This window comes from Winogradskyella vidalii, from assembly GCF_013403955.1.
Taxonomy (GTDB): Bacteria; Bacteroidota; Bacteroidia; order Flavobacteriales; family Flavobacteriaceae; genus Winogradskyella; species Winogradskyella vidalii.
Window position 1 is genome coordinate 155,207 of the sequence record NZ_JABFDG010000009.1, and the last position, 20,709, is coordinate 175,915.

18 protein-coding genes are annotated in these 20,709 nt (G+C 34.1%); 10 read left to right on the forward strand and 8 right to left on the reverse strand.

Annotated elements, in window-relative coordinates; genetic code table 11:
- The 7 genes from rluF to HM982_RS17440 form a co-directional block, all read right to left on the reverse strand.
- Positions 1-768 carry a 23S rRNA pseudouridine(2604) synthase RluF gene (gene rluF / locus HM982_RS17410; protein ID WP_179354604.1) on the reverse strand — a complete coding sequence of 256 codons (768 nt, stop codon included), beginning with the start codon at positions 766-768 and terminating at the stop codon, positions 1-3.
- A 100-nt stretch (positions 769-868) separates the two neighbouring features.
- A complete protein-coding gene (locus HM982_RS17415; protein ID WP_179354605.1) occupies positions 869-1,492 on the reverse strand; it encodes a hypothetical protein in 624 nt (207 codons plus the stop codon).
- Positions 1,485-2,720 carry a DNA (cytosine-5-)-methyltransferase gene (dcm, locus tag HM982_RS17420; RefSeq protein ID WP_179354606.1) on the reverse strand — a complete coding sequence of 412 codons (1,236 nt, stop codon included), beginning with the start codon at positions 2,718-2,720 and terminating at the stop codon, positions 1,485-1,487. Before dcm ends, HM982_RS17415 begins: the two co-directional genes overlap by 8 nt.
- Before the next feature lie 89 nt (positions 2,721-2,809).
- Positions 2,810-3,637 (reverse strand): alpha/beta fold hydrolase, encoded by an 828-nt coding sequence (locus tag HM982_RS17425; RefSeq protein ID WP_179354607.1) that lies wholly within the window; start codon positions 3,635-3,637, stop codon positions 2,810-2,812.
- Positions 3,638-3,639: 2 nt separating this feature from the next.
- Positions 3,640-4,014 (reverse strand): cupin domain-containing protein, encoded by a 375-nt coding sequence (locus HM982_RS17430; RefSeq protein WP_179354608.1) that lies wholly within the window; start codon positions 4,012-4,014, stop codon positions 3,640-3,642.
- A 102-nt stretch (positions 4,015-4,116) separates the two neighbouring features.
- A complete protein-coding gene (locus HM982_RS17435; RefSeq protein ID WP_179354609.1) occupies positions 4,117-4,674 on the reverse strand; it encodes a hypothetical protein in 558 nt (185 codons plus the stop codon).
- A 15-nt stretch (positions 4,675-4,689) separates the two neighbouring features.
- A complete protein-coding gene (locus HM982_RS17440; RefSeq protein WP_179354610.1) occupies positions 4,690-6,222 on the reverse strand; it encodes a helicase HerA-like domain-containing protein in 1,533 nt (510 codons plus the stop codon).
- A gap of 186 nt (positions 6,223-6,408) precedes the next feature.
- Between HM982_RS17440 and HM982_RS17445 the strand changes: the two genes are divergently transcribed.
- The gene (locus HM982_RS17445; RefSeq protein WP_179354611.1) at positions 6,409-7,041 is read left to right on the forward strand and encodes a 7-carboxy-7-deazaguanine synthase QueE; all 633 of its coding nucleotides are present in this window, start codon (positions 6,409-6,411) and stop codon (positions 7,039-7,041) included.
- Positions 7,042-7,138: 97 nt separating this feature from the next.
- On the opposite strand, the gene HM982_RS17450 is transcribed toward HM982_RS17445, so the two are convergent.
- A complete protein-coding gene (locus HM982_RS17450) occupies positions 7,139-7,684 on the reverse strand; it encodes a DUF2911 domain-containing protein (protein WP_179354612.1) in 546 nt (181 codons plus the stop codon).
- Positions 7,685-7,959: 275 nt separating this feature from the next.
- On the opposite strand from HM982_RS17450, the gene asnB reads away from it, so the two are divergent.
- The 9 genes from asnB (at position 7,960) to secDF (ending at position 20,649) form a co-directional block, all read left to right on the forward strand.
- Complete coding sequence (asnB, locus tag HM982_RS17455; protein ID WP_179354613.1) at positions 7,960-9,633, forward strand: asparagine synthase B; 1,674 nt, start codon at positions 7,960-7,962, stop codon at positions 9,631-9,633.
- A gap of 107 nt (positions 9,634-9,740) precedes the next feature.
- Positions 9,741-10,343: a Crp/Fnr family transcriptional regulator gene (locus HM982_RS17460; RefSeq protein WP_246296923.1), complete on the forward strand. Its 603-nt coding sequence runs from the start codon at positions 9,741-9,743 to the stop codon at positions 10,341-10,343.
- Between the two features lie 182 nt (positions 10,344-10,525).
- Positions 10,526-11,398: a pirin family protein gene (locus tag HM982_RS17465; protein WP_179354614.1), complete on the forward strand. Its 873-nt coding sequence runs from the start codon at positions 10,526-10,528 to the stop codon at positions 11,396-11,398.
- A gap of 329 nt (positions 11,399-11,727) precedes the next feature.
- A complete protein-coding gene (gene gyrB, locus HM982_RS17470; RefSeq protein ID WP_179354615.1) occupies positions 11,728-13,677 on the forward strand; it encodes a DNA topoisomerase (ATP-hydrolyzing) subunit B in 1,950 nt (649 codons plus the stop codon).
- Positions 13,678-13,831: 154 nt separating this feature from the next.
- The gene (locus HM982_RS17475; RefSeq protein ID WP_179354616.1) at positions 13,832-14,842 is read left to right on the forward strand and encodes a DUF6588 family protein; all 1,011 of its coding nucleotides are present in this window, start codon (positions 13,832-13,834) and stop codon (positions 14,840-14,842) included.
- Between the two features lie 132 nt (positions 14,843-14,974).
- Positions 14,975-15,901 carry a malate dehydrogenase gene (gene mdh, locus HM982_RS17480; RefSeq protein WP_179354617.1) on the forward strand — a complete coding sequence of 309 codons (927 nt, stop codon included), beginning with the start codon at positions 14,975-14,977 and terminating at the stop codon, positions 15,899-15,901.
- 96 nt (positions 15,902-15,997) lie between these two features.
- Positions 15,998-16,657, forward strand: coding sequence for a DUF4412 domain-containing protein (locus HM982_RS17485; RefSeq protein ID WP_179354618.1), 660 nt, complete (start codon positions 15,998-16,000; stop codon positions 16,655-16,657).
- Between the two features lie 168 nt (positions 16,658-16,825).
- Entirely contained in the window at positions 16,826-17,437 is a 612-nt protein-coding gene (locus HM982_RS17490; protein ID WP_179354619.1) for a hypothetical protein, read from the forward strand.
- Between the two features lie 152 nt (positions 17,438-17,589).
- Positions 17,590-20,649: a protein translocase subunit SecDF gene (gene secDF / locus HM982_RS17495; protein WP_179354620.1), complete on the forward strand. Its 3,060-nt coding sequence runs from the start codon at positions 17,590-17,592 to the stop codon at positions 20,647-20,649.
- Positions 20,650-20,709: the final 60 nt, after the last annotated feature.

Here is a 20,709-nt window from a genome sequence, read left to right on the forward strand (position 1 = left end):
TTAACGTTTGTTTTTTCTAATGGTAGATTGACTTTCTTCATAGGTTTTGTCGGAGTCTGCAATAAGGTGGTTTAAGGTTTTAAACTCCTCTTTTGATAATTCTCTATATTGTCCTATTGGCATATCGAGATTAATATTCATTATTCTAACACGTTTTAAAGTTTGTACTTCATAATTTAAATACTCGCACATTCTTCGAATTTGTCGGTTTAGCCCTTGAGTTAAAATAATACTAAAGGTAAATTTATCAATTTTTTTAACCACACATTTTTTGGTGCGTTTGCCTAAATCTTCAATATAAATGCCGCCAGACATCCGTTCAATAAAGGTTTGAGAAATAGGAATATCAACGGTTACGATATATTCTTTCTCGTGGTTGTTACTAGCTCTTAAAATCTTATTTACAATATCACCATCATCGGTAAGTAAAATTAAACCTTCACTTGGCTTATCTAACCGACCTATAGGAAAAATCCGTTTTGGGTAATTAATGAAATCAATTATATTATCTTTTTCAACACGTGTATCCGTTGTACAAACAATACCTACAGGTTTGTTGAAAGCTAAATACACAAAATCTTGTTGGCGCTCACCAATAATCTCGCCATCGACCTTTACAATATCACCTGAAGAAACTTTAGTTCCCATTTCTGGCACCACATCATTAATAGTGACTCTACCAGCATCAATTAAGCGATCGGCTGCTCTACGCGAGCAATAGCCGGCTTCACTAAGGTATTTGTTTAGGCGCTTTAAATCTTCTGACATAATATTTTGTATGATTTGTTACTTTACGACACTTAAATCTGAGTCATAAACTTTTTTTAATTTGAATATATTTTTATTTAGAGTGCAAAGCGCATCAATTCTAAGTGTAATGAAATTTTTTAGCGATTTTATTTTCAATTAAATAACTTAATCGTAATTGAAGGTTGATTGGCTTTTCTCTTAAATGTTTAGAATAATATAGTAAGCCCTCTGATTTTGGATTCAGTTCTGAAATATATTTTTTACCATATTTGTTTCCTTTTCTTAAAATGGAATCAAAAGTATTTAATTTTTCCTTAGTTAAACCAATACTGTTAAGGTGTTTTACTAATTTCCCTCTGTTGACACTCGTTATTTTTAACCGTTCAATATCTTTTGAATATTTGAGCTTAGATTTTTTTCCTTTTAAATAAATACCAGTAACTAAAAAATAATAATGTGTAAGCTTCTGTTCATCAAAGAGCCAACCTGTTTTCCTCTGGCCTTTTTTTAGATATGATAATTCAAAAGTAAACGTTGGTAAATTTTTATTTAAATAATGTAGTTGTGCTTTTTCGTCTATATAGTAGGTGTCTGCTTTGTGCATGATTACAAGGTCTATACCTTGAAGTTGTTGGCTTAAATTAGTTACTCTTTTAAAGTCAATGTTCTTACGGAAATAAACGGCATCTAAATAAGCTGCTAATAGGGTTTCTTTCTGTAAGTCTGACTTAAAATTAGACATGTATTTGTTTATAAAGTTCGGCTCCAATTTTTTCTATCACACCCACAACTAAAGCATTTCCCATAAAAAAAGCGCGTTTTGTGTCTGTAATTCCTTCTAATTTGGTATGATTATCCGGAAACATATTTAAGCGTTCTAACTCTATTGGTGTTAGTCGTCTTAATCCTTTTTTTGTGGCGACCACATGTTTAAATCGGGAAGGTGATTTTCCACCTTCTCCCGTGATAATTGTTCTTGATGCATTGTCTAAAGCATCAGGATATATCATGCCGCCTTCACTATAATTGTATTCAAACCCTTCTTTTGTGGTTCGTTTTTCTTTTTTGGCACCTTTTAAATATTTCCATCGTGCTTGGTCCTTGTCATCGATATAAAACTCGGGATTGACTTCTTCGTTTTGTAAAATGTCAGCTAAAACAACCCTTTTTCCATCATATAGAGGGGTTGTTTTTAAGGTGTAAACTTGGCTTTTTATGAGTAAGCCTGTATTTTGAAAAGGAGAAAGTTTTCCGTCTTTATTGAAGTTGTTAGTAATTTCTACCAAATCTCCGTTTAGAGTAATGGTGTCTACAGCAGTAGTTTTGGTTACAGGAAAAGCATTTGCAATAGTGCCTGTTTCAGTAAGCCAATCAGTTTTGCTCGATTTAAAAAGGCGTTTATATACTGGTGTAGATTTGTGATAGCCAATAAAGAAAACACGTCGTCTACGTTGTGGCATTCCGTATTCAGCGGCATTGATAACGCGCCATTCTACAGCGTAACCTAATTCATTTAAACTTTGCAACATTACAGCAAAATCTCGACCTCTTTGTTTAGCAGGTGATTTTAAAAGCCGATCAACGTTTTCTAAAAATAGATATTTTGGGGGGGCTTTTTTACTCTCTAAAATTTTATGGATAGACCACCAAAGCACCCCTTTTTTTCCTTTTAATCCTTTAGAATTATGAAGCGTGGTTGCTACTGAATAATCTTGACAAGGAAACCCACCGACCAAAACATCATGGTAAGGAATTTCTTCAACATCTCTAGTAACCACTTCATTGATATCCTCGTTGGTGTGTTGCGCTTTTCCAAATCTAGCTTCGTAAACTTTAGAGGCATGTTGTAATTTTGTTGATGGCTCCCATTGATTACTCCAAACAATTGAAAAATCATTTTTTTCAAGCCCAAGCCTGAAGCCGCCAACACCAGCAAATAATTCTGCAACTTTCAATTTCTTGTCTCCCATTTTCCTGTGCACTATTGTCTAGACGTTTTAAAAACTCAGTAAAGTAATTGAGCTTAATATAATGATTTTTTAGGTGATTACGGTCAATTTTATTGATTGATAAATGTAATAATCTTAGGAATTAAAGAAGCGTCTTTTAGGCCATGACCAAAGCCTGTAGTAGAAATAAATTCTGCATTTTTATATCTGCTAGCCAGCAATTGACCATCTTCATAAGGAATAATTCTGTCTTTTTTATCATGAATAATCAATCCCTTAGCTTTAATAGATTCTGTAAAATCAGCAGTAGAGAAATAGGAGACAGGGTTTCCATAACGCTCAATAACAATACGGTCTAGTCCGCTAGATATTCTATGGTTGTAACCCATCATATTTTTATACCGATCAAACACACCTGTAAAATGAGCAGGTGCTCCTAATAAAACCAATTTATCTATGAAGGATAAATTATTTTTAAACATACTAAATACACTTGACATGCCGCCAACAGAATGGCCTATTAAAACATCTGGCTGAAACTTGTTGGCTATGACATTAATAAATTCGGCATACAGAATGGCATTAAATTGTTTGCCGCTGGATCTGCCATGCGCAGGCGCATCTAAAGCCACAATATTATAGTCTTGTGCTTTTAGTTCTTCTAAAATGTAACTCCAACGTGCTACATTACTTTCCCACCCATGTGCCAGTAATATCGTTTGTCCTTTTCCTACCCAACGGTAGGTCGCTATTTTATAATTTTCGTAAGTGACTTCTTCGTAGAACGCAGATTCTATAATTTGTTTTTGACGGTCGTTATAGCGTCCTTTTCTTGGTGAAGCAAAAAGATTAATGGCTTTTTTAGAAGCGTATTTAGAAGAAATTAAACTTGTGGCATTAAGTGCATTTCCTATTGATTTTGTTACAAAACTACTCATACTTATTCTTCTTCTCTATTAACGGCTTCAATTGAAAAAGCAGGCAGACAAATTGCTAAATATTCACAAGCTTCCGTAAACGGATTAGAATATTGTAATCGCGTATGCTTTTCTACTTTTATAGATTGCCCTGCTTCTAAAACAATAGTTTCACCGTCTATAATAAATTGTTTTTTTCCTTTTATGATAAAGGTGTACTCGTCAAACTCTGGTGTCTGAAAAGGTTCTGACCAACCAGCTGGTGCAACCATATGGGCGATGCTTATTTCGGAATTGCCATCAGTAGCATTACCAAAATGTTCTTTTATAATCTTACCATCTGCAGTAGGGACAACAAATGGAGAATTTTGAATTTTATATTTTTTGTCTTTTTGCATTTTTTTTTACTTTTTACTGAGACTGAGACTGAGACTGAGACTGAGACTGAGACTGAGACTGAGACTGAGACTGAGACTGAGACTGAGACTGAAAACTAGAGGTTACCAGTGAATCATAAAATATTTAATCTTAGCTTTTTCAGGAATTTGAAGTGGGTCGATAGACATATCCATATCAAAGCGCATACTGGCTGGCAATTCCTTTTTGTCTATAGTAAAAGACGCGTTAATGTCATTTACGGTTACAACAACAAGGTTAATTAAGTTGTCTACTTTCGAAATTTTATAAGCAGCCTTAATATCTTTAAAGGTACTTAATGATGTTATGTCTTTATCTGTTTTATAACGTTCGTCAATGATATGCACACTCGAAATAACAGAAGTTGAATCAGAAGCATTTCGAGGAGATAGGTCTAAAAGTTTTTTTCCGCCTTTTTCATAGACTTCAATAGTATTAACCGAGCCTATAAAGTCCGATCCCGGTATATAACGTACTACAGAGTCATTACTGAAAATGGCATCTAATTCTTTAACTTGAGTAGAATCCGTTAATAATCCGATATTGTTTTTTTTAACTAAAAAAGGGTCTGGTGCGTTGTCTGTGGCACAATTGGTTAGCATTAGTGCACCGATTAGTGCAACAAATAGGGTTTTGTTCATTTTGAATTATTACTGTTATTTAATCATTTTACTTAGTATGCCGAGAACGCTTCGTATTACTGTAGGACTCGAGAGTACCTTTACAATAGGATTCATTCGTGTGCTTTGTTTTCTAGACGTGCTTCGTTTGCTTTCCGCACGTTTTATAGCTTCTTGCTCTTCTTTTGCTTTTTGTTTGGCTTCTTCGGCTTCAGCTAGTTCAATTTTTTTATTCAGCATTTCATAAGCACTATCTCTATCAATTTCCGCATTATATTTTCGGGCTAATTTAGATTGTGCCAATAAACTACTAAGTTCAGCATCTGTTAAAATATCCATTCGGCTCATTGGCGCTCGTAACATCGTGGCAGCTAAAGGTGTTGGTCTACCTTTTTCATCTAAGGCAGATACTAACGCTTCACCAATACCTAAGGATGTTAAAACTTCAGCAGTGTCGTAATATTCTGAATCAGGATAATTTTGCGCTGTTAATTTAATGGCTTTTCTATCTTTTGCAGTAAACGCTCTTAAGGCATGTTGTACTTTTAAACCTAATTGGCCTAAAACAGCTTCAGGAACATCGGTTGGGTTTTGGGTTACAAAATAGAGGCCGACCCCTTTACTACGAATCAATTTTACAATACTTTCAATCTGGTCAAGTAGCGCTGTTGAAGCTTGATCAAAAATTAAATGGGCTTCATCTATAAATAAGACTAACTCTGGTCGTCCACTATCGCCTTGTTCTGGAAAAGTAGAGTAGATTTCAGCCAATAAACTCAACATAAATGTCGAAAATAATTTCGGTTTATCTTGAATATCTGTTAATCGAATAATATTAATATACCCACGGCCATTTTCGTCAATCCGAAGTAAATCTTGCGTATCAAAAGAGGTTTCTCCAAAGAATAAATCGCCGCCTTGTTGTTCAATTTCTATAATTTTTCTTAGAATAGCTCCTGTTGAAGCTGTAGAAATACGACCATAAGATTCTTGAAACTCTGCTTTACCTTCATTGGTCGCATATTGCAAAATTTTCTTAAAATCCTTGAGGTCTAATAAAGGCAGATGGTTATCATCACAATATTTAAAAATGACAGAAATGATGCCGGCTTGCGTTTCAGTCACATCTAAAATTCTTGAAATTAGAACAGGACCAAATTCGCTAATTGTCGCCCTTAAACGTACTCCGTCTTGTTCTGATAGTGTCATGATTTCAACCGGAAAATCTTTGGCTTCAAACGGCAGTCCAATTTGCTCGTGACGCTCATCAATTTTAGCATGACCTTCACTAGCTTTTGCTAAACCACTTAAATCACCTTTAATATCCATTAATAGTACAGGAACGCCTTTCTCTGAAAGATTTTCAGCTAATACCTGTAATGTTTTGGTTTTACCTGTTCCTGTAGCACCAGCAATAAGGCCATGTCTGTTCATGGTTTTTAACGGGACATTTACAAAAGTATCTGTTATAGTTTTGCCATCGAGCATAGCAGAACCTAAGGTTATATACTCGCCTTTACAGGTGTTTCCTTCGATAATTTCTTTTACAAAAGCTTCAGTGTTTTTCATTCCTCAGAAAATTTGGATAAAAATAATGTAATTTAATCAGGTATGAAATAGTTTTCAATTTCATAATTAAGTATTCTACTTGCACCTTGTTGTTTTATTTCTGGATTTATAAATATTAAATTTCACGAATAGTTTACTGCAAAGTGAGCCTGTGACTGAAAACTAAATAACTATCTTTGCAGCCTTATGACAAGACGAGAACGACAAGAATTAATAGATAAAGGATTATTGCTACCTTTAATGGAAGAGTTTTATACCATTCAAGGTGAAGGTTTCCACAAGGGGACTGCAGCTTATTTTGTAAGAATTGGTGGTTGCGATGTTGGTTGCCACTGGTGCGATGTTAAAGAGAGTTGGTTGGCTGAGTTACATCCGCCTACAGCAACCGAAAAAATTGTAGAAAATGCCGTAAAGTATAGTGATACCATTATTGTTACCGGAGGAGAACCATTAACTTGGGATATGGGACCTTTAACAGCGCAATTAAAAGCAAAGGGTGTGCAAACGCATATTGAAACGTCTGGTGCTTATAAATTAACTGGGCAGTGGGATTGGATTTGTCTTTCGCCTAAAAAAATGAAGTTGCCTACAGAAGAAATATTTGAAAAAGCACATGAGCTAAAATGCATCATATTTAATAAAGATGATTTTAGGTTTGCCGAAGAACAAGCGGCTAAAGTGAATAAAGATTGTATTTTGTATTTGCAACCAGAATGGAGTAAACGTGATAAAATGATGCCTTTTATTGTAGATTATGTAATGGCAAATCCAAAATGGAAAGTATCATTACAAACGCATAAATATTTAAATATTCCGTAATTAAGGTATTACTGCAATTTTAAAGTAAACGCAATAAAAAAGTTCCGATAACAACACTGTGTCATCGGAACTTTTTTTTGTTTTATACCATCTACCATTACATACTAAAAGGCACAGCAACTCTTACAGTTCCCCAGCCAATATGCATTGCGACACCGTTGTCAGCTTTATCAAAAGCAATAGAGAAGGCTTCTAAAGATGTTTTACCTTTTGTTACGGGTACTTTTAAACGCGCAACATCTTTTTCTTCATTATAGAAATAACTTCCCCATACATTAAGGTCAGAACTAATGATTGCCGTCCAAGATTTTTCACCTGGAATCACATAAAAAGTATAGGTCCCTGCTTTTACAATCTGGTCTCCAAATTTAATGTCTTTATAAAGTGTAAGTTCGGCAGCTTCGTTAGCACCTGTTCGCCATACTTCACCTTCTTTAGCTAATTCTTCAACAGTACGACCTTTTAATTGTGGACGACTGTAAGTTATTTTTGCAAGTTTATCTGAAACTTTATAATCAGAAGGATATGCCGCTACATCCATAGGACTTTTGTCTAAGTCTTTAAATTCCTGTGCGCCAACATTAAAAGTGAATACCATTAAAAATGTAAAGGCAATTGAAGTTAATAAGCTTGATTTTTTCATAAGTAATAATGTGTTTTTAGTTTGGTTAAAATTAGTTTTTAATTAAGCTAACAGTCGTAATTAAAACCTAAAATTTACAGATTTATAGTAAAACTAATAATTTCATGACATAATAATTTTATATTATAGTTTATTTATGAGATAAAGTTTTAAATTATAACCATTATTGGTGTTTGTGTTTTTAATATGAAAGTTTAAGTTCATATTTGTCCTGTAATTAATAATATAATATAAGGCTGAGAATACCAAAAGCCTAATTCAAAAAAATAAAAGTTATGTGTGGAATAGTATGTGCATTCGATATAAAGCAAAAAGTAGATGATTTAAGACCTCAGGTTTTAGAAATGGCAAAAACAATCCGTCATCGTGGTCCGGATTGGAGTGGGATTTATAGTGATGATAAAGTTATTATGGCGCACGAGCGTTTGGCAATTGTAGATCCAGCTTCTGGAAAACAACCTTTATTGAGTCCGGATAAAAAATTAATATTAGCAGCTAATGGAGAAATCTATAACCATAGAGAATTGCGCCAACAATTTGAAGGGAAATACGATTTTCAAACCGAAAGTGATTGTGAAGTTATTTTAGCTTTGTATCAAGAAAAAGGAGTAGATTTTGTAGATGAAATGAACGGTATTTTTGGTTTCGCAATTTATGATGCTGAAAAAGATGAGTATTTCATTGCAAGAGACCATATGGGGATTATTCCTTTATATATCGGTTGGGATAAAAATGGTACATTCTATGTGGCTTCAGAATTAAAAGCTTTAGAAGGTATTTGTACTAAGATAGAGTTATTTCCTCCAGGACATTATATGTCTAGTAAAGATGGTGAGTTTGTAAAATGGTATAAGCGTGATTGGACTGAATATGATGCTGTAAAAGACAACGAAACAAGTGTTGCTGAAGTTAAACAAGCACTCGAAGATGCTGTTCATAGACAATTAATGAGTGATGTGCCTTATGGTGTTTTACTTTCAGGAGGTTTAGATTCTTCAGTCACTTCTGCAATTGCAAAAAAATATTCAGAACGTCGTGTAGAAGCTGATGATAAAGAACAGGCATGGTGGCCACAACTGCACTCTTTCTCTGTTGGCTTAGAAGGGTCTCCAGATTTAGCTGCAGCAAAAAAAGTAGCCGATCATATTGGTACGGTTCATCACGAAATTAAATTTACTATTCAAGAAGGTTTAGATGCAATAAAAGATGTGATTCACAACATTGAAACCTACGATATTACTACAATTCGTTCGTCCACACCGATGTATTTAATGGCTAGGGTTATTAAATCTATGGGAATAAAAATGGTGTTGTCTGGTGAAGGAGCCGATGAATTATTTGGAGGGTATTTGTATTTCCATAAAGCACCAAGTGCACAAGAATTTCATGAGGAAACGGTTCGTAAATTAGATAAATTACATATGTACGATTGTTTAAGAGCCAACAAAAGTTTAGCGGCTTGGGGAATTGAAGGACGTGTACCATTCTTAGATAAAGAATTTATGGATGTTGCTATGCGAATCAACCCAACAGATAAAATGATTAATGGTGAGCGAATGGAAAAATGGGTCATTCGTAAAGCTTTTGAAGATATGATTCCTGAAAGTGTAGCATGGCGACAAAAAGAACAATTTTCTGATGGTGTAGGTTACAGTTGGATTGATACCTTAAAGGAGCTTGTTGACAAAGAAGTTACAGACGAGCAAATTGAAAATGCAGCATTCCGCTTTCCAATAAACACACCGCTTAATAAAGAAGAATATTATTATAGAAGTATTTTTGAAGGTCATTTTCCTAGTGATGCAGCAGCCTTAAGTGTGCCGCAAGAAGCAAGTGTAGCATGTAGTACAGCAACAGCATTAGAATGGGATGAAGCGTTTAAAAACATGAACGACCCTTCAGGAAGAGCTGTGGCTAAAGTTCATTCAGACTCCTATGTGAAATCATAAGTCTTCATAGGTAATAAAGACTAAAGTTATTAGAGACCAATCTTAAAAAGGATTGGTCTTTTTTTTATTTCTTACAATGTTGTAAATTCATAATCTTAAATAAAGTTATGATGTTACCCAATTTTAAAAGACATCTTATTGAAAAAGGAGGTTTGTCTGAAACACAATTTCAACAGGTTGAACCTTTCTTAAAAACAAGAATGGTTGCTAAAGGCGACTTTTTATTACAACAAGGTGATATTTGTAACCACTCCTTTTTTGTAGAACAAGGTGTTTTAAGATTCTATGCCTTAAACAAAGAAGGAAAAGAAAATATTCTTCAGTTTGCAACCGAAAATTGGATTGTAAGTGATCGCGGAAGTGTCTTTTTTCAAGAGCCTTCAACCTATTATATTGATGCAGTTGAAGATACTTTAACCGTTATGTTAGACGATGACTTTATGAGCGAAGTTGCTAAAGTTAACCCAAACTTCAGGGCGCAAAACGAACGCTTGCTGCAAAACCACATAAGGCATTTGTATAAGCGTATTAGTCAGTTACTGGGGGCAACAGCAAAAGAGCGCTATTTAGATTTTGTTAACATGTATCCAGATATCATGTTGCGTGTTCCACAATGGATGATTGCTTCTTATCTAGGGATCACTCCCGAAAGCCTGAGTCGGGTTCGTAAGGCTCTTGCTAAAGAAAACTTTAATTCTGATTTATTTTAAGAACGCTTAGTATTTTCACATATGCCCTGATGCACTACTTATCATAGGTCAATGCAAAGGCTTTATTGTTGCCTTAATTTTACACTAGTAATTACAGAGGGAACAATGGCATGAGTTACATGTATTTGAAATTATCAGTGTCTCTTTGTAAATGATTTGAATTAAACTAAAATACAATGATGATGACAACAAGAACAATAGAAAAAGTAACAAAACCAGGTACACCACACTTTGTTGGTGATGGTTTTAGAGTTCATAATTTTATACCAGGAACATCAACCATGCAACGGATGGATCCTTTTATAATGCTAGATTATAACTCCAAGTATAATTTTCCAGCAACAAATTCACCAAAAGGTGTAGGCGTACATCCTCATAGAGGATTCGAAACTGTGACTATAGCTTACAAAGGGCGTGTAGAACATAATGATAGTGCTGGGGGGGGAGGTGTTATTGGCGAAGGTGATGTGCAATGGATGACTGCTGCTTCGGGTGTTTTACATAAAGAATATCACGAAACTGAATGGAGTAAAACAGGTGGTGAATTTCAAATGGTACAATTGTGGGTCAATCTTCCTGCAAAAGATAAAATGAGTGAACCAAAATACCAAGCCATTGTAAGTAAAGAAATTTCAAAGATAGATTTACCTAATAGTGCAGGAGCAATAGAGATTATTGCAGGTGAGTACAAAGGTACTAAAGGAGCAGCATCAACATTTTCGCCTATAAATATGTTTAATTTAAAATTAAATAAAGGCGGTAAAACTGAATTGTCATTTCCCTCAAATTATACCACAGCTATTTTAATGGTAGAAGGAGAAGCTATAATTAATGGCGTAACCAGAGCTGCAGAAGATCATTTTATAATGTTTAGTAATGATGGTGAATCTTTTACTGTTGAAGCTGCAAGTGATGCTATAATTTTAGTACTTAGCGGCGAGCCTCTTAACGAGCCCATAGCAGCTCATGGTCCTTTTGTTATGAACACAAAAGAGGAGTTGGTTGAGGCTTTTCAAGACTTTAATACAGGTAAGTTTGGGTATTTAGAAGGTTAATAGTTTTAATCAACAGCTCATATTTGAGTTGTTTTTCGCATAATTGTGACAAATTCTAAATAGCAATTGCCATAAAATTATAACTTCTGAGCGGTTTTGGTGTATTATAATTTTAGCTGCTAATTAAAAATCGTATAAATCAAATCTAAGGTGCTTTTTAGCCGTTTTAAGACACTTTTAAATAATTAACAAATGTTGATAATTATCGGCTAACATCTATAAAAAGCTTTTGAAATGCTTTTTTAATGGTTATATTTGTTAGTATTCAAAAATGATACGTATGTGTCATTTTTTTATGCCGTAAATCGAATTAAAATTTATTCAAAATAATGAGCGAAAAAAGAGAAGAATTTAACAAGGATAATTATTCCGCAGATAGTATTCAGGCCCTAGAGGGCATGGAGCACGTGCGTATGCGTCCCTCTATGTATATTGGAGATGTCGGCGTGCGAGGTTTACACCATTTAGTTTATGAAGTTGTAGATAACTCTATTGATGAAGCTTTAGCTGGTCATTGTGATAATATTAGTGTAACTATAAATGAAGATAATTCGATTACGACAGAAGATGATGGTCGTGGTATTCCTGTAGATTTACACAAAAAAGAAGGCGTTTCTGCACTAGAAGTTGTTATGACTAAAATTGGTGCCGGAGGAAAATTCGATAAAGATTCTTATAAAGTTTCTGGTGGATTACACGGTGTAGGTGTAAGTTGTGTTAATGCTTTATCAGACCATTTAAAAGCTACCGTTTATAGAAAAGGTGAAATTTGGGAGCAGGAGTATGAACGTGGTAAAGCCATGTACCCTGTAAAAAAAGTCGGTGATACTGATAAAAGAGGTACGATTGTAACCTTTAAACCAGACCCAACGATTTTTACCCAAACTTTAGAGTATAGTTATGATACTTTAGCAAGTCGTTTAAGAGAATTAGCGTATTTAAATAAAGGAATCACAATCCATTTAATTGATAAGCGTCATAAAAAAGAGGATGGTGAATTTGAAGGTGAAACATTTCATTCTGAAGAAGGTTTAAAAGAATTTATCAAATTTTTAGATGGTAACCGTGAACCTTTAATGAAAGATGTCATTGCTTTTGAAGGCGAAAAGAACGGCGTTCCTGTTGAGGTCGCTATGGTTTATAACACCTCTTATGCGGAAAACCTACATTCTTATGTAAACAATATTAATACACATGAAGGTGGAACACACCTTTCTGGTTTTCGTCGTGGTTTAACTCATACCCTTAAAAAGTATGCTGATGAATCTGGAATGTTAGATAAATTGAAGTTTGACATTGCAGGTGATGATTTCCGTGAAGGTTTAACCGCTATTGTTTCTGTAAAAGTACAAGAACCACAGTTTGAAGGACAGACCAAAACGAAATTAGGTAACCGTGAAGTTTCTGCAGCGGTAAGTCAGTCGGTTTCTGAAATGCTAACGGATTATTTAGAAGAAAATCCTGAGGATGCTAAGACCATAGTTCAGAAAGTAATACTCGCGGCGCAAGCACGACATGCAGCTCAAAAAGCGCGTGAAATGGTGCAGCGAAAAACTGTGATGAGTATTGGTGGTTTACCTGGGAAATTATCAGATTGTTCAGAGCAAGACCCTGCAAAAAGTGAAGTGTTCCTTGTTGAGGGAGATTCGGCAGGTGGTACGGCCAAACAAGGTCGTGATAGAAAATTTCAAGCCATATTGCCATTAAGAGGTAAGATTCTTAATGTGGAAAAAGCCATGACGCATAAGGTGTTTGAAAATGAGGAAATCAAGAATATTTTTACAGCGTTAGGAGTTACTATTGGTACAGAAGAAGATAGTAAAGCATTAAACCTTTCAAAATTAAGATATCATAAAGTCGTAATCATGTGTGATGCCGATATTGATGGTTCTCACATTGCAACACTGATTTTGACGTTCTTCTTTAGATATATGAAAGAGCTTGTAGAGAATGGTCATATTTTTATCGCAACACCACCTTTATATTTAATTAAAAAAGGTGCGAAAAAGCGTTATGCTTGGTCAGATAAAGAACGAGACGATATTATGAAAGAGTTTGGAGAGAATTCTAAAATTCAACGTTATAAAGGTCTTGGTGAAATGAACGCAGAACAACTTTGGGATACGACTATGAACCCTGAGTTTAGAACCATGCGTTTAGTGCAAATTGAAAATGGTATTGAAGCCGATCGAGTATTCTCTATGTTAATGGGAGACGAAGTGCCACCACGTAGAGAGTTTATTGAAAAGAATGCTGTTTATGCTAATATCGATGCATAATTAAAACTTTTTATAATTAAATTTAAAGCAATTACGTTATTAATGTAATTGCTTTTTTTTGTTTAGCATAATTGTTAAATACGTAATAATGATAAAATAGAGCACTGATTTTATTTTAATATATTTGTTGTAACTGTCTAAATAATAGTATTGTATGAAGTTTTTGGTTTTTGTTTTCTGTATTATGGCTTTGACCGCCAAAGCTCAAAACGATATTGATGTATTACTTGCAGGAGGTATTGAGGATGCACAACGTTTTGCAAATGATTATTTGGCTCCAGGGTCAAACGCAGCCATTCACAGCATGAATGCCAATTGGTTTAACTCAGCAAAAGTAAAACCTTTAGGAGGCTTTGAAATTTCAGTTATTGCTAATGCTTCTATAATTAAAGATGAGCATAAAAACTTTAATTTAAATACTGCGGATTATAATAATGTTCAGTTTGCACAAGGAGGAACTTCTCAGATGGTTTCTTCGGTGTTAGGAGAGAATAATCCAGCAATTTTTGTGGAAATAGAATATGATAATTCCTTGTTTGGAAGTCAAACAGCAGAGGTGGAGCTGCCAGAAGGTATTGGATCTAGTAGTGCTAATTTATTACCAACAGCATTTATACAAGGCGCTTTAGGGCTAAGTAGTGGTTTAGAAATAAAAGCACGTTTTGTTCCTAAGGTAGAAATGGATGATGTGAGTTTAAGTATGTATGGCGCAGGTTTGCAAATGGAAATTACAGATTGGTTTCCAACCAGCAAGATTTGGCCTGTGGCAGTATCGGGGTTAATTGCTTACAATCACCTTGATGGTTCGTATAATTTAATGGAATCATCTGGTGTCGAAGGCAAAAATCAACGGTTAGAAAATAACACAAATACGTGGTTGTTTCAGATGTTAGCATCAACAAAACTACCAGTCATTAATTTTTATGGAGGATTTGGTTATATTAAAGGAAAATCAGAATCAGAATTGTTGGGAAACTATAGAGTCACTAATGGATTTTTAACGACAGAAACTATTGTTAATCCTTTTTCTGTGTCTAGTGATGTGTCTGCGGTAAGAGCTACCATTGGTACAAAATTGAAATTAGGTTTTATTAGGCTTAATGCCGAATATCATTTATCGGAGTTCAATGCCTTCTCAGTAGGTATTAATTTGGGGTTTAGATAAAATAAATTAAGAAAAAAATAATAAAGAAAGTGTAAGATTTACTGTTGTACTTTCTTTATTTACAGCATTTTTATTTGTAAATTTACGCACGTATATAATACTTAATTTACATATAAAAAAACATATATAATTATGAAAGTAACCGTAGTTGGCGCTGGTGCAGTTGGCGCAAGTTGTGCAGAGTATATTGCAATAAAAAACTTTGCTTCTGAAGTTGTAATCTTAGATATAAAAGAAGGTTATGCGGAAGGTAAAGCCATGGATTTAATGCAGTGTGCATCTCTTAACGGATTTGATACTAAAATTACAGGAAGTACAAACGATTATTCTAAAACAGCAGGTAGTGATATTTGCGTAATTACTTCAGGTATTCCTCGTAAGCCAGGTATGACTCGTGAAGAATTAATTGGAATCAATGCTGGTATTGTAAAAACAGTATCTTCAAGTTTAGTTGAGCATTCTCCAAATACCATCATTATTGTAGTGAGTAATCCTATGGATACGATGACCTATTTGGTACATAAAACTACAGGTTTACCAAAACATAAAATCATTGGAATGGGTGGCGCATTAGATTCTGCACGTTTTAAATACAGATTGGCAGAAGCTTTAGAAGCACCAATTAGTGATGTTGACGGTATGGTAATTGGTGGGCATAGCGATACAGGTATGGTACCATTAATTTCTCATGCAACAAGAAACAGTATCAAAGTATCTGAATTTTTATCTGAAGAGCGCTTAACTCAAGTTGCTGAAGATACTAAAGTTGGTGGTGCTACATTAACTAAGTTATTAGGAACTTCAGCTTGGTATGCTCCAGGTGCTGCAGTTAGTGGATTAGTACAGGCTATTGCTTGTGACCAAAAGAAAATATTCCCTTGTTCTACATTATTAGATGGCGAATATGGTTTAAGTGACCTTTGTATTGGTGTGCCAGTTATTTTAGGTAAAAACGGTATCGAAAAAATCGTTGATGTATCTTTAAGTGATGCGGAAAAAGAACACATGAAAGCAAGTGCTGAAGGTGTTAAGAAAACAAACGGTTTATTAGAATTTTAGTTCAAAATATAAACCTAATATTACAAAAACCTTTCTGACTCAATTGTTGGTAAGGTTTTTTGTTTTTTAGAATATAAATTAAATAAAAAAATAAATATGAAAAAGACGTTAATTTTAAGTTTCGCATTAGTATTCGCTGTAATGTTAAATGCTCAAGAAAAAATTGAAGAAGGTGTACTTACTATTAAGCAAAGTATGTCTAGTGATAATGAGCAAATGAATTTACAGCTTAAAAGTATGGGCGAATTGAAAAATGCGACATCTTACTTTAAAGGTGATAAATCTCGAAATGAAACAAGTAATCCAATGGCTGGCGATATGACGATGATTATTGATGGTGCTACACAGCAAATGCTTATGTTAATGGACAATCCTTCTTTGGGTAAAAAATATACGATACAATCTACTGTGCCAAGTGAGTCTGATTTAGAATCTGTAACCGTTAAAAAAGGTGAAGAAACTAAAACAGTTTTAGGCTACGAGTGCCAACAGTATATTATTAATATGAAGCAAAATGGGCAAGAGGTAGAAATGCATATGTTTACTACAGATAAAATTTCGGCATTAAGCCAAAACACTACGGCAATGGCAGGTAAGGTTGAAGGTTATCCGCTATATTTTGTAATGAAATTAAACCAAATGGGAGCTGTAATTGAAGTGAGTAATGAAGTTATAAAAATAGATAAAGTAGCTGTATCAGATGATAAATTTAGTATGACGCCACCAGAAGGTTATACAAAGATGGAAGGTATGTAATATTACTTTTCAATATTATTAATATTAAGACTTTAGAAATACTCTCAATAGCAATTGGGAGTATTTTTTTGTCTATATTTGGCGCGTAGAATGATTGGTTCTAAATTTCATTAAGTGTGTTTTTACTAATTGTAATTTTAGAATCAAATTATTAGCATAATAAAACCCGTGAAAACCAAACTGCATCTTGGATTATTAGTTATACTCTTAGCGTTTTTAGGAACGTATTTAGAGCAAGTAACAGTACCAAATCAGCAAATTGTTATAGAGTTTTCAGCGCAGACTGTTACTGAAAAAGAGACAGAAAATGCTATTGATGCCATACAAGATAAATTACAGAGTATTGGTGTTACTCAAATTCAAATCGGTCATAACAAAGCTGGTCAATTAAGAATTACCTATCATAGTGATGTAGATGTTATTCAGATTCAGACTGTACTTTTAAATACCGATAATTTCAAAATTGCCAACAAAGATTCTCAAAAGCGCTCTAGTAATTTTCCTGAGAACAAAAGCTTAATCAATTACGAGCTTAATATTTCTGAAATTAAAAGTAACAGTAATATTAATTGGAGTTTTGAAGGTATTCAAGTTACTGAAGTAAACCAAAAAACGGATCTCTCAAATCCGCTTAAAGTTAATAATTCTGGAACGCAACTTAATGCAAAACAAAGTGAAGGTAGCTTTAAAATTGCGGTTTTGGTTAATCAAACCACGGCAATTTTAATTGATCATTTATCCTATAAAATTCCAGAAGTTAGAGCAGGACCAACTGTTTAAGGAATTATGTAATCGTAAATAATTCCACGTCATTTCATTAAGCTTTTTATCAATCAAAAAGCTAAAAATCAAAATCATAAAAAACATTGTCGGATTATAGCGTAAAAGCTATATTTGCGCGTTAAAAATTCGACATTAAATAAATAATTACAATGCAAAACAAAGGACTAGTTAAGCTTTTTGCGATTTTATTTGGTTTGGTAAGTATTTACCAATTATCATTTACGTTTAAAGCTAATCAAATTGAAGATACTGCTAAAGAAGCAGCAGTAGCTAAATATGCTGAAACCGAAGAGGATTACCAAACCAAACGAAATGTAGAAGAAGCACGTTACTTAGATTCTTTAAAAACTTCAAAAATTGAAGTTGGTGATGAATTTGAGTCTATTGAAGTTTATAACTTATTAGGCGTTGCACAATACACATACACCGAGGTAGAAAATAACGCCATGAATTTGGGATTAGACCTTAAAGGTGGTATTAACGTTATTCTTCAAATATCAGTTAAAGATATTTTAAAAGGATTAGCAGACAACAGCAAAAACGCTGTATTTAATAAAGCTTTAGATGATGCTGAAGAATTACAAAAAGATTCACAAGACTCTTATTTGCAATCGTTCTTTACCGCTTTTGATGCTATAAAAGGAGATACAAAATTAGCCTCTCCAGATATTTTTGCGAATCGTACGTTAAGCGAAGAGATAAAATTCGATATGTCTGATGATGAAGTTAAAAGCATTATTGAAACAAAAATTGATGAGTCTATTGTTTCAGCTTTTGAAGTATTGCGTAAGCGTATTGATAAGTTTGGGGTAGCCTCTCCAAATATTCAACGTTTAGGAAACTCTGGACGTATCTTATTAGAATTACCAGGAGCTAAAGATATAGAGCGTGTTGAAGAGTTAGTAACTACTACAGCTCAATTAGAATTTTGGGAAACCTATAAAACTCAAGATGCTTTGCCTTATTTAATGGAGGTAAACCAAGCATTGGTTGAAGAAAATAAAGCGAATGAAACTAAAGATGAGGTCGCTGAAACTACAGAGGAAGAAGTTGACACTACTACAGATGCTATAGACGAGTTAACAGGGCAGATAGAATCAGAAGATACAACAGATATAGCAAGTATTAACCCATTGGGTATTCAAGGTTATGGAAATGGAGGTTCTGTTATTGGTATGTTCTTGGCTAAAGATCGCGAAAAAGTTATGGCGCACTTAAATGCACCAAAACATAGAGCGTTACTACCAGCAGAAATGCGTTATGTAAGATTTGTTTGGGGAATTCAGAATGAAGAATCTGAGTTTTCAGAACTTTATGCTATTAAAGGCAATAGAGAAGGTGTACCAGAATTAAGTGGTGCTGTAATAACTGACGCTAGACAAGAATACGATCAATTAAGCCGACCTGCTGTTAGTATGCAAATGAATGCACAAGGCGCTAGTGTATGGGAAGAAATGACTAAAAAAGCTTACGAAACTCAAGGTTTTATAGCTATTGTTTTAGATGATATAGTATATTCTGCACCAAGTGTAACTACAGGGCCTATTGCTGGTGGTAATTCACAGATATCAGGGTCGTTTTCTTTAACAGAGGCTGTCGATTTAGCCAATGTATTAAGAGCAGGTAAATTACCTGCTTCTGCACAGATTGTACAATCAGATGTTGTAGGACCATCATTAGGACAAGAAGCGATTGATAGTGGAATGTTATCTTTCCTTATCGCTTTAGTTTTTGTATTACTATGGATGATTTTTTACTACGGTAAAGGTGGTGCATTTGCAAATGTTGCTTTGTTATTAAACATCTTATTACTATTTGGTGTATTAGCAAGTTTAGGCGCTGTCTTAACCTTGCCTGGTATTGCAGGTATTGTTTTAACGATTGGTATGTCGGTCGATGCTAACGTTCTGATCTTTGAACGAATTAAGGAAGAGTTAGCTAAAGGCAAAACACAAAAAGAATCTATTAAAGATGGTTTTGGTAATGCATTATCTTCAATTTTAGATGCCAATATAACCACAGGTTTAACGGCTTTAATTTTATTTGTATTTGGTACAGGACCAATTAAAGGTTTCGCAACGACATTAATTATCGGTATTTTAACTTCTTTATTCACCGCGATTTTTATTACACGTTTATTAGTAGATTGGTATGTAAACCGAGGAGGAAAATTAGAGTTCTCAACAGGCTTAACTAAAAACTTATTTAAGAATGTTAATATTGATTTCTTAAGAAAGCGTAAGATTGCTTATATCTTTTCTGGAGCATTAATTTTAGCAAGTTTAGCTTCGCTTTTTACTACAGGATTAGATCAAGGTATTGATTTTGTTGGTGGACGAACTTACCAAGTGCGTTTTGATCAGGATATGAGTGTCGAAGAAGTTAAAAACGACCTTTTTGAAGTGTTTGAAAGTGCTGAGGTAAAAACAATTGGTGGTCCAAACCAATTAAAGATTTCTACCAAATACAAAGTGGAAGACAGTTCGTTAGAAGCTGATGAGGAGGTAGAAACGATGTTGTTTACAGCGTTACAAAAATACCTTCCAGAAGGCATGACTTATGATGAGTTTAAAGTAGGGTCTGGTGAAAATAAAATAGGTAAAATGCTATCGAGTAAAGTAAGTCCAACCATTGCAGATGATATTAAAAGGTCTTCTGTATGGGCAATATTGGGCTCTTTAATTGTGGTGTTCTTATATATCTTATTTAGATTTAAGAAATGGCAATTCTCTCTTGGTGCAGTTGCTGCTGTATTCCATGATGTCTTTATTGTTTTAGGTATCTATTCATTAACATGGCGATTTATGCCATTTAGTATGGAGGTTGACCAAACGTTTATTGCAGCAATCTTAACGGTTATTGGTTACTCGCTAAATGATACCGTTGTTGTGTTCGATAGAATTAGAGAGTATTTCAATGAAAATTTAGGTTGGAAATTCGATACAACAATTAATAAATCTCTAAACAGTACAATTAGTAGAACCTTAAATACATCTTTAACAACTTTAGTGGTGTTATTAGCAATGTTCTTATTTGGTGCTGATTCACTTAAAGATTTATTATTCGCATTAATTTTAGGGGTTGTTGTTGGTACATACTCATCAGTATTTATTGCAACACCAATAATGTACGATACTGCTAAAAAAGGTAACGCTACAGATGCACTTAAAAATAAAGTGAAAGAAGAAGAAGAGGTTGAAGAGGCATAAGCTTTTAAACTTTTTATAAATATTAAAAATGCCTTTCTTAATTGAGAGGCATTTTTTTTA

Excerpts from the sequence above, each read along its gene's own strand:
- rluF (WP_179354604.1), bottom strand. The coding sequence starts at position 768 with ATGTCAGAAGATTTAAAGCGCCTAAACAAATACCTTAGTGAAGCCGGC.
- HM982_RS17415 (WP_179354605.1), bottom strand. The coding sequence starts at position 1,492 with ATGTCTAATTTTAAGTCAGACTTACAGAAAGAAACCCTATTAGCAGCT.
- dcm (WP_179354606.1), bottom strand. The coding sequence starts at position 2,720 with ATGGGAGACAAGAAATTGAAAGTTGCAGAATTATTTGCTGGTGTTGGC.
- HM982_RS17425 (WP_179354607.1), bottom strand. The coding sequence starts at position 3,637 with ATGAGTAGTTTTGTAACAAAATCAATAGGAAATGCACTTAATGCCACA.
- HM982_RS17430 (WP_179354608.1), bottom strand. The coding sequence starts at position 4,014 with ATGCAAAAAGACAAAAAATATAAAATTCAAAATTCTCCATTTGTTGTC.
- HM982_RS17435 (WP_179354609.1), bottom strand. The coding sequence starts at position 4,674 with ATGAACAAAACCCTATTTGTTGCACTAATCGGTGCACTAATGCTAACC.
- HM982_RS17440 (WP_179354610.1), bottom strand. The coding sequence starts at position 6,222 with ATGAAAAACACTGAAGCTTTTGTAAAAGAAATTATCGAAGGAAACACC.
- HM982_RS17445 (WP_179354611.1), top strand. The coding sequence starts at position 6,409 with ATGACAAGACGAGAACGACAAGAATTAATAGATAAAGGATTATTGCTA.
- HM982_RS17450 (WP_179354612.1), bottom strand. The coding sequence starts at position 7,684 with ATGAAAAAATCAAGCTTATTAACTTCAATTGCCTTTACATTTTTAATG.
- asnB (WP_179354613.1), top strand. The coding sequence starts at position 7,960 with ATGTGTGGAATAGTATGTGCATTCGATATAAAGCAAAAAGTAGATGAT.
- HM982_RS17460 (WP_246296923.1), top strand. The coding sequence starts at position 9,741 with ATGATGTTACCCAATTTTAAAAGACATCTTATTGAAAAAGGAGGTTTG.
- HM982_RS17465 (WP_179354614.1), top strand. The coding sequence starts at position 10,526 with ATGACAACAAGAACAATAGAAAAAGTAACAAAACCAGGTACACCACAC.
- gyrB (WP_179354615.1), top strand. The coding sequence starts at position 11,728 with ATGAGCGAAAAAAGAGAAGAATTTAACAAGGATAATTATTCCGCAGAT.
- HM982_RS17475 (WP_179354616.1), top strand. The coding sequence starts at position 13,832 with ATGAAGTTTTTGGTTTTTGTTTTCTGTATTATGGCTTTGACCGCCAAA.
- mdh (WP_179354617.1), top strand. The coding sequence starts at position 14,975 with ATGAAAGTAACCGTAGTTGGCGCTGGTGCAGTTGGCGCAAGTTGTGCA.
- HM982_RS17485 (WP_179354618.1), top strand. The coding sequence starts at position 15,998 with ATGAAAAAGACGTTAATTTTAAGTTTCGCATTAGTATTCGCTGTAATG.
- secDF (WP_179354620.1), top strand. The coding sequence starts at position 17,590 with ATGCAAAACAAAGGACTAGTTAAGCTTTTTGCGATTTTATTTGGTTTG.